A 12,151-nucleotide genomic window follows, 5' to 3' on the forward strand; every position below is an offset into this window, starting at 1 on the left:
CAAGTGAGGCAGAGCCACGGCTAATCCCTTCAAGGCAAACCTCTTTCCTCCATCAACTTACGGCCATCTGGAACAGTAGAGCCAATGACAACGGCTTTTATCGAGCCGTTGTCGATTGCTTTTACTCTCGAGATCCCCGACGGCTAGCGCAGTCCCAGCGACCGAGACTGAATAGCCGCATTTCTCTGGGAATGCGCCCAACTTCAACCGGCTTCATTCCCACTCTCTTGAGTTTTCCGCCTTAGTTTCAAATTTCACTTGCTAATACGACGACCAGGATATATACAGGCTGCATCCAACGTTACAATAGCGTTTCCTGCGTAAGATTTGGCATTCCCCCGAAAGCTTTCAATCACTCGTGGATTTCCGATTTGCTGATCGAACAGCCATTTGTGCTCGCGTAAGAGCCCCACATTCTGAGCATCCAACCGGCGGCCCGCGACAACTCCAAGGGAGTCAGTTTATGTGCGGTTCGAAATCTCGATGGGATGGTCCAGCAAGTTGGCTGTGGCTCATCGCGGTGGGGCTAGCAACCACTGCGCTCGCCTCATTGGACAGCCAACGGGCCCGGGCCGACGAGACTCCGGGGGCCCGAGACATGCTCCTGCGCTGCCTGAAGAACCAGGAGGCCACCGAGAGGGCCTCTTTCAAGATGGAAACGGACATCGTACTCAAGCAACCCGATCGCCAGGTTCGGCAGCATACGGAGACCCGGCTCTATCGCGACGGTGACCGCGTCGATAGCAAGGGACGCCTAGAGTATCTTGATGATCCGAATCGATCGCACGACTTCCAATCCATCGTGGACAAGGATCGGTTTGTTCAATCGTTGGTCCCGCTGACCACCGCCGATGGGACGGCCCCCAAGATGTGGGCCATGATCTCCCAGAAACGTTCGCCCTATTTCTGGAGCGTTGTCGCCGTGCCCCACTATGGTGGATTCCTCGACGGTTACGTCGGCGGCACCGGCGGCAAGCGACTGGTAAGCCTCATGCTCGAACAAGGCAATTTCCAGCGACTTGAACCGGAAGTCATTGGGAATACACGATGCGAGGTCGTCATGACGAGCGGTCGACGCGGCACCGCGACAGTCTGGATGTCGCCAAACGAAGGATTTGCCATCAAGAAATTCAAGTTCGAAAAGGTGAGCGGTAACCTTGGGGCTGGCGACACACCACTTGCGCCGCCGACAACCCCGGATCAGGGGGCGACGAAGATTGGCCTGTCAACCATCGCGGATGAATTCGAGTTATCAAAAATCGGTGACGCCTACATTGCATTATCTGGAAAACTGACTTACAAGACGCGGTACAGCGACGGCACGGAGGCAAACGAAACCTACTCGAGCCGTCGCAAGGAAGTGACGATCCAGCCTGACTTCAAAGTCCTCAGCGTGTTCCAGATGGATTTACCCAACGGGACACCGGTCTCCGACTGGGACCATGCGAAATCCGGCCTGAAGTACGAATGGCGCGACGGGAATGTCGTGCCTGCGCACGCCGATTTCGAGGTCGACGCAAAGGGAATCTTTAACAAATCAAACCAAAAATCATGGCTGATCGTCGTGAACATCGTGCTGTTCCTGGGCCTAGTTGTCTGGCTCACCCGTACGAATGCCAAAAGACGGCATCTTCATCAAGCCTGAGGTCGCTATTACAACCTGTTGAGGATCTTTGTTTGAGATCTGCTTGACGGTGGCCTCTCGAAGACCACCAGATCAGTCACGCGCATCCATCGATCCTCCACCCCACTCTTTTGCCTGTGAAATTCGCCACTTGGCCAACGGATGGACCTGCAACAATGAGGTTTGCTCCGATCTATGCTCAATGCGAACCGGGCTTTCGAAAGCTTTGCTGGCCCGTTGTATTCACAATCGCCATCCTAGTCGGTCCTCCGATGGACGCGGGCGGATCGACTTTGGAGAAGTCAAGTTCCCCTCTCGCAAACGCCCCGAGCGTCTCAGAGACCGAGAAAGGGTTCGCGCCTTATTGCGGCCTCTACAGTCTTCACACCGCGATGCGATCGTTCGGAAGACCCATTTCGTTTGCCAATCTTCTCAAGCCTGAATACGTTAGCAGCCATCTTGGTAGCTCGATGGAGGACTTAATCCGAGCTGCACGAGACAATGGGGTAAATGCCGAGCCGATGGGCCGCATGACCAATGCCATGCTTCGTCAAGCGACTTGCCCGGTGATACTCCACGTCAAGCCGCAACTCAGCGCCACCAAGTACAATCATTGGGTGTTGTTTATGGGAGCTGAAGGCAATCGTGCCAAAATATACGATGGCAAAGACATGAAAATGGAGTCCCTTTCCCGTCTCTTGGCCCGCTGGGATGGAACGGGCCTGCTCATCTCCAACGAGTCGATAGACCGAGGGCCCATGTTACTGGCGGCCATCCAGCAATTCTCGCTTTTCGCGATCCTCGTCATGGCCTCGGTCCTTGCCCTCTGCCGCCTTAAAGGCGGCTGGCTGAACAAAAGTGATTCTCGTGCCAATTCGCTCTTGCTCTCTGCAGGTCAGGCCATGATTATCCTGGCGATTGCATTGGTCGCCGGAGAGACATACCGAAATCTGAACAAAGAAGGCTTTTTAAGCGAATCCGAAGCCGTGGCTGGAATCCAGAATGAATACAAATCAAAATTTCTTGCTAAAGTTACAATCGACGAAGTCGCCCGCGAGATAGGGCGGTCCAGCACAAGCATCATTGATGCACGCTGGGAGACCGATTTCTCATCAGGCCACCTGCCCGGTGCCCTCAATCTCAGCCCGAGTACCACCGAGGCGGTGATCGCCAAGTCGATGGAGGGTATCCCTAAGGACCATCGAGTCGTCATCTACTGCCAATCGCCCGGGTGTCCCTACAGTGAAGTGATTGCCCAACGATTGATGACGGTAGGCTACTCGAACCTGGTTCTCTATCGAGGCGGGTGGGCCGAGTGGAAAGTCTCTAAGCACGCGAAAACCGGCGGAGGTCGATGAGCCGATTCCAGCCAACTTATTCGATGACAAGTGGGAGATCAGAGGATGCAACCCATGTTCTCGATCATGCAAGACTGGCGACAGTCCTTCTCGGGACTGGCCCGGGTGGCTTTCGGCATGCTCTTCGTCGCGAGTGGACTGGCGAAGTTCCAGCAACCTTACGATTTTCTCGCCGACGTCTACAGTTACGAATTAGTTGGTCCCTCACTCGGATATCAAATCGCCTTGTGGTTACCATGGATCGAATTCGTCCTGGGAGTTTGCCTCATCGCCGGAATCTTTCCCGAAGGCGGACTCTTGCTGACCACTGTTTTAATGGCGGTCTTCACGGCGGTGAAAACGTCGGCTGTCCATCGCGACCTGCAGATCGGCTGCGGTTGTCAGGTTCTTGCAAGTGGAGACACTCTCGGGATTCGAGACGTGGTTCTGACATCGGCAATGACCTTAGCCTCAGGCGCGGCATACGCCGCGAGGATCTCTCTCAGAAACCGAAGGGATCATGACACTTCCGGCAGCAGAGAAGTCCTGGTTCTCGACCACCCAGCAGCAGCCCTGGGGTCTTAGCCTGGCCCAACGATGCGACTGATCCAAATCGATATGGATTGCCGGTCAGGGTCCGGATTAGAGGCCTCGGATCCTCCGGGTGCAGGGAATCATCAAACTGCACAGTTGCAAGTCGAGCCGGTTTAGATAGTCGACGTAACGATTTCACAACCCTCAAACGATTTCAGGAGACAAAAGCATGAAGTTCCGCATCTTCACGGCCATGCACGCAACACTTATTCTTGCGATGGGCACCGCCTGGTCCAGCGTCATGCCGGCGGATGTCACCATCGACCGCCTGATCGGGGGAACCTGCTCTGCCGTCCCATGCACCAGTACGGCCGGCCCCGCCGGACATTCGTGCGTTGATACGACAACTCCAGGCAATTGTCCCCCTTCAACAACCTACACGGAATGCCAGGCGGATGCAGAGAATAACACCGGCAATTGCAAGGTGACTCAGAAAAACGGCAAGGATACAAATTGCCGGGATTCGGGCAGCGACTGCATCGATCACAAAATTTGCACTTGCAGCTAGTCACCCCAATGTGATTTGCCCCCATATCATCTAGCCGCTGCGGGCGGTTGAATCGAGAATTCATCTGCCCGCTCTCTGGAATTCGGAGGGACACGCACGGCATGCACAAAGCCTCGCGTTCTGCCCGCATTGCACATGGAAACCCTTGCGATCGCAAGGACGCCCCGACCACTCTGACTGGCAGCCTCCCTTCCTTCGTTCTCATATCAGCAAAAATAAAATAATTTCACTTGCAGATTTTTCGACAAAATAATCAAGCCCTCACACCATGTCCACAGCGGCCGCCAACCCTGCGAACGCGAACAATGGCCGCAGGACCGGTTGGCTCGTTGCCGCGGCCCTATCACTGCACGCCTGCATGCTTGCGTTCGAAGCCTGGCATCTCAGCCCCACATGCCTTGAGGCGGCTCATCTCGCCTCGGGATTAAGTCACTGGAAGCTCGGCCGCTACGAACTCTATTGCGTCAACCCACCCTTGGTCCGGATGGTTGCGGCCGTCCCGGTTTCTCTCGTCGGTTGCCGGTTAAATTGGGGCAGTTACGAGACAGGTCCTGGAACCCGTCCGGAATATCCTGTCGGACGCGACTTCGTGGCTGTCAACGGTGTGCATACCCTTGACTTAATCACCCTGGCCCGATGGGCATGCATCCCATTCAGCTTGATTGGTGGGTACACCTGTTTTCGATGGGCACGCGACCTTTACGGGGTTCCATCCGGATTCTCAGCCTTACTGATATGGTGCACGTTTCCAGAGGTGTTAGCTCACGGGGCTTTGATTACACCCGATGCCGCAGCTTCATCTCTGGGCGTGGCTGCGGCCTATGGCTACTGGCGATGGCTCCGCTCTCCGAATTGGCCCCGCGTGTTCATTGCGGGATTGCTCCTGGGACTCACGGAACTCTCAAAGACGAGCTGGCTGTTCCTTTTCGGACTCTGGCCCATGATCTGGGTCGTATCGCGGGGGCGCCGACCTGTGATTCAGTTGGTGTCGATCCTAGCGCTTGGCCTTTACGTCCTCAATCTCGGCTACGGCTTCACGGGCACGTTCCAGCAATTGGCAAAGTATCGCTTCGTCAGCGCGACGCTCAATGGGATCACAACTCCCAAGGTCAACCCCTCCCATCACGAGGTGGGGAATCGGTTCGCGGGGTCATGGCTTGGGGCGGTCCGCGTTCCCCTCCCAAAGGATTATGTCATCGGGCTCGACCTTCAGAAGCGGGACTTCGAGAACTATCAGGACCCCTCGTATTTGCGGGGTGAGATACGCGATCGGGGTTGGTGGTACTATTACCTCTACGGCCTCGGAGTTAAGGTGCCGCTGGGAATCTGGTTGATTGCCATGCTGGCGGGCCTGCCATCTCCTCGCAGGGGGACGTGGGGGCCCGACATGGCCAGCGGATTGGTCTTACTCGCTCCCCCCCTCATTCTCTTCGCCCTGGTCAGCTCGCAAACGAGATTCAGCATTCACTTTCGGTATGTGTTGCCCGTCTTCCCATTCGCCTTTGTCTGGATGAGCCAAGTGGCTACGAAATTCCAGACTGGGCCACGGTTCGCCCGCAGGATGGCTGTCGCCGCCCTCGCTTGGTCGATCCTCAGCAGCTTGTGGGTCTTCCCCCACAGCTTATCCTACTTCAACGAGTTGGCGGGAGGAGCATTCGGCGGCAATGCCCATATGCTTGTTAGCAGTGTCGACTGGGGCCAGGATCTTTCCGATCTTCATCGCTGGGTGCGGTCACATACAGAGGCGAGGCCGTTATGGATCGCCTATTACGGCGGCTTCGACCCCTCGCTCGTTGGCCTCGACTTCCCACCCCCGCCTGCCTGCGATCGAAACGGTGGCTGCTTGCCGAAGCCCGGCTGGTACGCAGTGAGCGTCAATCTCCTCCGTGGGCTCCCTCATGATGGCTATCCCCAAGGTGCTTTCCGGCATTTCCTCCGATTCAAGCCGGTTGCCACGGCGGGATATTCGATCTACATCTATTACATCCCGCCTGAGACCGACGGAACCGATACGGTGCCTGATAATCCTCCGCCGCAGTAAATCGCTTTTCCACCCACAACAAAACGACATCTTTCGCACAGACTGATCTGGCGAACTCAGCGATTTCTGGACGCCCGGATCGTCTCACACGCCAGCCTCTTGCAAATCTCACGAGGACTGATTCCTCATCGGTTCTCCATCGGCGAAACGCGGATGTCCCGACCCTGCTGCTGACGTCCGGAGCAACGGGCGTTACAATCGGGCGATGAATGTCATTGTGGTTGTCTGCAACAGCTTGCATCTGGGCTTCCTCGGCGCGTACGGCAACGGCTGGATCGAAACGCCCCACCTCGACCGTTTAGCGGCCGAAGGGGTCGTCTTCGACCACCACTTCCCCGAAAACTTGACGACGCTGCCCACCCGCCGCTCCTGGTGGACCGGCCGCTACGGGTTTCCCGACCCCGAGCAAGGCTGGACGCCGCTTCAGCCCGACGAGGCGATCCTCCCCGACCTCCTCTGGAACCAAGGGGTGCGGACCGCGCTCATTTCCGACGTCCCCCTGCTCCGCGACGTCGGGCAAGGGTATGGGCGCGGGTTTGACGAGGTTCGCTGGATCCGTGGGCAAGGGTATGACCCATTGGTCCCGCCCGGCGACCCGCGCGCGGGCAAGATCCGGATCAGCGATGAGCCGGGGTTACGGCTCCCGCCCAAGGATGATCCCGATTACGACCTCTGGAAAGGGCGCTGGGAGCAGTTCCTCCGGAACCGGGCCGTGCTTCAGACCGACCGTGAAGAAAATACAGGGGTCGCCCGCACCGTCCGCTCGGCCATCGACTGGCTCGAGACGCAAGGGACAAAGCCGGACCCGTTCCTGCTCTGGCTTGACTTATTCAGCCCGCACGGGCCCTGGGATACGCCCGAGCCCTACCGCGACCAGTACGCGGCCGCCGAGCCCGACGAGTTCGAGGCCGGCGAGGAAGGGGACCTCGTCGAGGACGACAGCGACGAAGAACTTGACCTGGAAGAGGTTCGCGCCCTGATCGACGTGCCGGCCGGCGCGGTCGGCGACGTGCTCGATGAGGCCGAGCTGCTCCGGCTTCGCCGGACCTATGCCGGGACCGTGACCCTGGTCGATCGCTGGCTCGGCGAGTTATTCGACGCCCTGAGACGCCAGGGCCGGATGGACGACACCCTGATCATCTTCACCAGCGACCAGGGAGAACCGCTCGGTGAGCACGGGCTCGTGCGCCGGTTCCGTCCCTGGCTCTACGAAGAGTTGATCCACACCCCGTTGATCATCCGGATGCCTGGCGGCAAGTTCGGAGGGGGCCGGCACAAAGCGCTGGTGCAGACGGTGGACCTGCTGCCGACGATCCTCGGAGCACTCGGCTTGCCGCCGAGCGAGCAAGTCCACGGCCACGACTTACTGCCGTTGATCCGGGGGGAGCAGACCAAGGTTCGCGACTACGCCTGTATGGGGATGGATGTGGAGGAGTTCGCCATCCGGACCCATATCTGGCACATGATCGTCCCGATCGAGACCGATCCCGACGATCCCCCGAGGCCGCCGGAACTGTACCGGAAGCCGGAGGATCGCTGGGATCAAAACAATGTCATCGACCGTTACCCCGAGATCGCCGACCACCTCGAGTTAACGCTCCGACGATTCGCCGAGGCGGTGGGTCGAGGCTCGCTCGACGCCCTGCCCCACTTGCGGGAGATTGCCCGCTTCTCGCCGGACTGAGTCGGGGTCGATGAAGGCTTGGCCGGCCACCCGGACCCTCCGGAAGAAGCGGGAGACCACCGTCGTCCGCTTGGGGGGGGCCGGCTGGACTTCGCTTCGTGCCATCGGGACCAGATGCGCGTCGCGGACGGCCGGCTTCTCGTGACGGCGGAAGGCGAGTTCGGAGACCCAGGTCGACGGCCCGTCCTGCTTCTGGTCTCGAACGAGGGGAACCTGTGCTTGCGGCTGCCAGCGCGGGCGGCCGGCGAGCACCAGGTCTTCGGCATGCTCCAGGGCCAGCGTCTTGGGGGGCTGGGCCGTCGCGTCCCCCACCGCCAGATCAGGGCCGGCCAGCGGGACGTCAAGCTCACCCCGGGGGGGCAACTGACCGGTCAAGGCGGTCGGCAACGTGGTGACAACCGCAGAAACGGGCACCACATCCTCTCTCGGTTCGCTTGAACCTGAATCAGACGATGTGACGGGCTGCCCCAAAAGCACCGGTTCAGGCGAATTCCCCTGAGGCAAACCGCTCAGTTCGGGGGAGGAGAGGGAAAGCGTGCCGGGATCCGGACTCAGCGTGCCGGGCGAATCCTCCTCTGCCGTGGGAGCAGGAGCCATCGACGTGCGAACGCCAAGGAGGTCGGGCGAGACAGTGTCCCACACACTCCGTGCAACGTCCCCCTCGAACAAGGGGAAATAACGCACGACACCCCCTGGAGCAGGGACGGCAACCGGTCGCGACGATGGCGGCGGCGGTGGCGTGGAGGTCGAAGGGGGTGGCGGAGTCGGCAGCGTGCGCGAGGCGGTCGCGAGTTGCGGTGCCATCGGCCGCGCCGCGACGGTCGGGATCAGGTTCGGTGATGGTGCCGCGACCGACGCCTGGCAGGCGCAACCGGGCCGGACCAACCCGGTCGGCCGTGGTGGAATTGGGCCGTTGGCTGGAAAATGTTGGTGTTGATGGGTCCCGGCGCAGCCGGAAATCCCCAAGACGAGCCCGAAGATTGCGATGGCTCGTGTCCGTCTCATGGCGACTCCCTCCGCCTTCGGCGTCAGTCCCCGTTCCACGAGGAGTGCGACCGGCAACATGACCGATCCCCTTGCATATGGGCATAGATCGGGCAGGCACGAACCGAACATCCGGCGAAATCCGGAAACGACGAAGCCCGAGAAGCCGAGAATCCCAATCTTCGCTACAATCGCTTCAAACACCCAGTTCGGGTGTATAAGATTCTGAAGGAAGACGAGACGAAACGAGGTCGGACGACGTAAATAGGGCGAGGGGTCGCTCTCGTCGCAATCAGTCACCGATCTGAACCAGAAAAAAAAAGGAGGCTCGCCGATGGTCAAGGCCGACGTCGCCGAACAGTTCCTGGCCGCGCCTTTGCTGGTCGACGTCGATCTCGACGCGAGGCAAGCGTTGCTGGCAATGCTCGAGGAGAGCCATGCAACCGCCGGCGCGATCCTGCTTGAGCAGGGAGAGCCCAACGATCATCTCTCATTCCTGATCGAGGGAAGCGTGGTGATCGAACGATCGCTACCGGGGGGCCGCAAGGAGACCCTGGCCCAACTCACCGCCCCCGCCGTGTTCGGCACAACTTCGTTTTTCCGCCCCACTCCCCCGACCATCGCCGTTCGCGCCTCGACCGATGTCTGCATCCTCACCATGGGCCACCCCGCCCACGAGAAGCTTCGCCGAGATGACCCGCGTACAGCCGAAGCCCTCGCCCTCGCCGTCGTTCGGGTCCTGGCCGAACGCTTCGACTTGCTCGACAAACGCGTCTCCGACTTCCTCGCCCAGCACGCGGACGACCAACCGAAGACCACCGAGTGGTCCGGGTTCCGAGCCCGGTTGTTCGAGGAACCAAAGATCTAACGACCAGGGTTAAGAACCCAAGTGAAAGGAACCTCACTCAGGTTTGTCGTCTCTGGGGCCCGGACCAAGTCGACCCTATTCGTCAGCTTCGGTTCTTTTTGCTGAAGTCACGATCGGCTTAAGCCTGCCCCCCAAGGGCAAGGGCCGGCAGGCTAAAGCCTCCCCGAATCCGGGAACGGAAAATCGATCGAATCCGGCCGTCCTCCCTGCGTGTGCTCTCGGTCGAGATCCAAACCCGCCCTCATCCAGGGGATCGGGCAAAGATTCGAGATCGAGCATGCCTTGGAGTTGACGGTATGGGGCTTGCCCCTCACAATAGGTTCAAGGGAGTTCATCATGGTTCTTCCTCGCGCGTGCACGCCCAGCCGGGTCCCTCCAGGCGACCGGGCAGCACGTGCTTAGACTTCCGATCCGATCGAGATCGCCTTTCTTTACGGCTTGGGCCGGGTTCTCGATGACGATCTGAGACGGAGCGAAGGGACAGTTCCGTCGGAGCATTTCTCAGGTCATGGCAAATACTCTGTTGTCCCCGGGCGGCACACACTGGCAGCCCGATTTCGCACGATTGCTCAGCGCCGCGAAGGGGCGAGGCACTCACGGCCACCTGAGCGACGTCCGCGAGTCGCTCCGGCAAGCCGTCGGCCGCGACCGCCCCCTGGTGATGCTCTGTCCCCATGCCGACGACGGCGCGATCAGCGCGGCCTGCCTGCTGCATGAATATGCAGTGCGCCGCGGCCTGCCCGTGATCGAGGTGTTGGTCTTCGCCGGCGAGCGAAACGTGGCCGCTCCCTGGCTCAACGACCAGAAGAAGGTCACCGTCCGCGAGTCGGAGTTCCGGCTCGAGTGTAGCGTGCTGGGTGCCGAGGCGGTCTGCTGGGATCTCGAAGCGTACCGGAGCCCCGGCTACCAGCCCTCGGCAGGCGACATCGACAAGATCGTCGAGTGGTTCATCCAGCGCAGGCCCGGCGCGATCATCCTCCCCCCGGCAACCGACGCCCACGTGGCGCACCGGATGACCCGGGCCCTGGCGTCGATCGGCCTGGTCGGCGCCCAGCTGAAGGACACATTGGTCCTGACAGGCTGGACTCCCTGGGGCCCCCTGCCCCAGCCCAATGCCTATTTCAGCTATGACGGCGAGGCCGAGCGCACCAAGGAATGGGCGATCCACTGCCATGCGTCTCAGGTCCTGCTGACCGACTACACCAAGTACTGCTCACACCTGGGCCGGGCCTACGCCGCCCTGACCCGCGAGTGGGCCGAGGGGCACAGCCTGACCGGCCGCGCCGCCCGGACGGACGACCGCTTCATCGGAGTCGAGCTCTTCCAGATCGAGAAGTACGACCCCGAGCTCGACGCCAGCGCAACCGATCCGCTCCAGATTGCCCTGGGCATCCTGAGCGGCCATGTCGCCCCCGCCTCACTGCACGCGATCGCCACCACCGTCTGATGACTTTGACCTTTGTGAGCCGACCTGCGTGAGGCTTGGCCGCTGCCCCTCTGGAGTTCCCGCGTCGATGTCTGCTCCCGCCCGTGTTCTCGAGTTGGCCAACGCCTCCGTCCTCGTCTTCCCTGATCGCGTCTCCGCCTGCGACGCCGCTGCCGAACGAGTGGCTCACGCCCTCCGTTCGGCCGTGGCCACTCGCGGGCAGGCGATCCTCGGCCTGGCCACCGGCTCAACCCCCGAGCCAATCTACGCCCATCTCGTCAAACTCCACCGCGAAGGGACCCTCTCCTTCGCCAACGTCGCGACCTACAATCTCGACGAGTACTACCCCATTAGCCCACTCGACCCCAACAGTTACCGGTCCTACATGCACCGGCACCTGTTCGGCGCGGTCGACCTCCCGGCCAACCGGGCCCATGTACTCGACGGAACCGTCCCGGAGTCGGCGGCCGCCGAGCACGCGGCGCAGTACGACCGCTGGATCGCCGCCGACGGCGGTCTCGACTTCCAGCTCCTCGGGCTCGGCCGGAACGGCCACATCGGCTTCAACGAGCCGACCGACCTTTCCGCCGAAGCGGCCATGCGACTGCCCACCCGCCTGGTCGACCTCCACCCGACTACCCGGGCCGACGCCGCCAAGGATTTCGGCGGCGAGTCCCGCGTGATCCCCCGCGCCCTCACCGTCGGCGTGGCCCCGATCCTGGCCGCCCGCTCGATCCTGGTCGTCGCCTTCGGCCCCAATAAGGCCGAATCGGTCGCCCAATCGCTCCGCGGTCCCATCACAGCGCAAGTTCCCGGCTCGCTCCTGCAAGCCGCCCCGGGCACAGTCACCTGGATCCTCGACGAGGCTGCCGCACAAGCCTTGTAAGAAGAGGCCGATACGACTCGCCTTCGACCTCGTCGAGCTTCAGCACGGGCTCCAGACCGCGCTCAAGCTCGGCGAGGTTGGCCCGCTGACCGAAGAGAACCGAGCCTTCAAGATCTGTCCGAACGCGATCTCGCCACGGGCACACCGCCTCTCGAACGGCACAAACCCCACCCGCACATGCCGATGGCGTGATCCTGAA

The 12,151-nt window shown here is 60.8% G+C and carries 10 protein-coding genes; 9 read left to right on the forward strand and 1 reads right to left on the reverse strand.

Annotated elements, in window-relative coordinates; all coding sequences use genetic code 11:
- Positions 1-358: 358 nt before the first annotated feature.
- The 6 genes from SINAC_RS35570 (at position 359) to SINAC_RS35590 (ending at position 7,788) form a co-directional block, all read left to right on the forward strand.
- A complete protein-coding gene (locus SINAC_RS35570; RefSeq protein WP_157579480.1) occupies positions 359-1,645 on the forward strand; it encodes a hypothetical protein in 1,287 nt (428 codons plus the stop codon).
- Positions 1,646-1,896: 251 nt separating this feature from the next.
- Entirely contained in the window at positions 1,897-2,982 is a 1,086-nt protein-coding gene (locus tag SINAC_RS35575) for a rhodanese-like domain-containing protein (protein WP_261339227.1), read from the forward strand.
- A gap of 54 nt (positions 2,983-3,036) precedes the next feature.
- Positions 3,037-3,546, forward strand: coding sequence for a MauE/DoxX family redox-associated membrane protein (locus tag SINAC_RS35580; protein ID WP_020466624.1), 510 nt, complete (start codon positions 3,037-3,039; stop codon positions 3,544-3,546).
- Between the two features lie 178 nt (positions 3,547-3,724).
- A complete protein-coding gene (locus SINAC_RS40395) occupies positions 3,725-4,063 on the forward strand; it encodes a hypothetical protein (RefSeq protein ID WP_015250377.1) in 339 nt (112 codons plus the stop codon).
- Between the two features lie 268 nt (positions 4,064-4,331).
- Positions 4,332-6,104, forward strand: coding sequence for an ArnT family glycosyltransferase (locus tag SINAC_RS35585; RefSeq protein WP_015250378.1), 1,773 nt, complete (start codon positions 4,332-4,334; stop codon positions 6,102-6,104).
- Positions 6,105-6,309: 205 nt separating this feature from the next.
- Positions 6,310-7,788: a sulfatase family protein gene (locus SINAC_RS35590; protein ID WP_015250379.1), complete on the forward strand. Its 1,479-nt coding sequence runs from the start codon at positions 6,310-6,312 to the stop codon at positions 7,786-7,788.
- Here SINAC_RS35590 and SINAC_RS40400 read toward each other — a convergent pair.
- The gene (locus tag SINAC_RS40400) at positions 7,696-8,793 is read right to left on the reverse strand and encodes a hypothetical protein (RefSeq protein WP_154673766.1); all 1,098 of its coding nucleotides are present in this window, start codon (positions 8,791-8,793) and stop codon (positions 7,696-7,698) included. The two genes, SINAC_RS35590 and SINAC_RS40400, sit on opposite strands and share 93 nt — an antisense overlap.
- A 313-nt stretch (positions 8,794-9,106) precedes the next feature.
- Here SINAC_RS40400 and SINAC_RS35605 point away from each other — a divergent pair, with 313 nt between their 5' ends.
- From SINAC_RS35605 to SINAC_RS35620, 3 genes are all read left to right on the forward strand, one after another.
- Complete coding sequence (locus SINAC_RS35605; protein ID WP_015250382.1) at positions 9,107-9,640, forward strand: Crp/Fnr family transcriptional regulator; 534 nt, start codon at positions 9,107-9,109, stop codon at positions 9,638-9,640.
- A gap of 508 nt (positions 9,641-10,148) precedes the next feature.
- Entirely contained in the window at positions 10,149-11,087 is a 939-nt protein-coding gene (locus tag SINAC_RS35615; RefSeq protein ID WP_015250384.1) for a PIG-L deacetylase family protein, read from the forward strand.
- Between the two features lie 67 nt (positions 11,088-11,154).
- Positions 11,155-11,952, forward strand: coding sequence for a glucosamine-6-phosphate deaminase (locus SINAC_RS35620; RefSeq protein WP_015250385.1), 798 nt, complete (start codon positions 11,155-11,157; stop codon positions 11,950-11,952).
- Positions 11,953-12,151 lie beyond the last annotated feature (199 nt).

It is taken from the genome of Singulisphaera acidiphila DSM 18658, assembly GCF_000242455.2.
Lineage (GTDB): Bacteria > Planctomycetota > Planctomycetia > Isosphaerales > Isosphaeraceae > Singulisphaera > Singulisphaera acidiphila.

What these genes read in the sequence shown, in the direction of transcription:
- SINAC_RS35575 (WP_261339227.1), top strand. Translation starts at nt 1,897, where the DNA reads ATGGACGCGGGCGGATCGACTTTGGAGAAGTCAAGTTCCCCTCTCGCA.
- SINAC_RS35580 (WP_020466624.1), top strand. Translation starts at nt 3,037, where the DNA reads ATGTTCTCGATCATGCAAGACTGGCGACAGTCCTTCTCGGGACTGGCC.
- SINAC_RS40395 (WP_015250377.1), top strand. Translation starts at nt 3,725, where the DNA reads ATGAAGTTCCGCATCTTCACGGCCATGCACGCAACACTTATTCTTGCG.
- SINAC_RS35585 (WP_015250378.1), top strand. Translation starts at nt 4,332, where the DNA reads ATGTCCACAGCGGCCGCCAACCCTGCGAACGCGAACAATGGCCGCAGG.
- SINAC_RS35590 (WP_015250379.1), top strand. Translation starts at nt 6,310, where the DNA reads ATGAATGTCATTGTGGTTGTCTGCAACAGCTTGCATCTGGGCTTCCTC.
- SINAC_RS40400 (WP_154673766.1), bottom strand. Translation starts at nt 8,793, where the DNA reads ATGAGACGGACACGAGCCATCGCAATCTTCGGGCTCGTCTTGGGGATT.
- SINAC_RS35605 (WP_015250382.1), top strand. Translation starts at nt 9,107, where the DNA reads ATGGTCAAGGCCGACGTCGCCGAACAGTTCCTGGCCGCGCCTTTGCTG.
- SINAC_RS35615 (WP_015250384.1), top strand. Translation starts at nt 10,149, where the DNA reads ATGGCAAATACTCTGTTGTCCCCGGGCGGCACACACTGGCAGCCCGAT.
- SINAC_RS35620 (WP_015250385.1), top strand. Translation starts at nt 11,155, where the DNA reads ATGTCTGCTCCCGCCCGTGTTCTCGAGTTGGCCAACGCCTCCGTCCTC.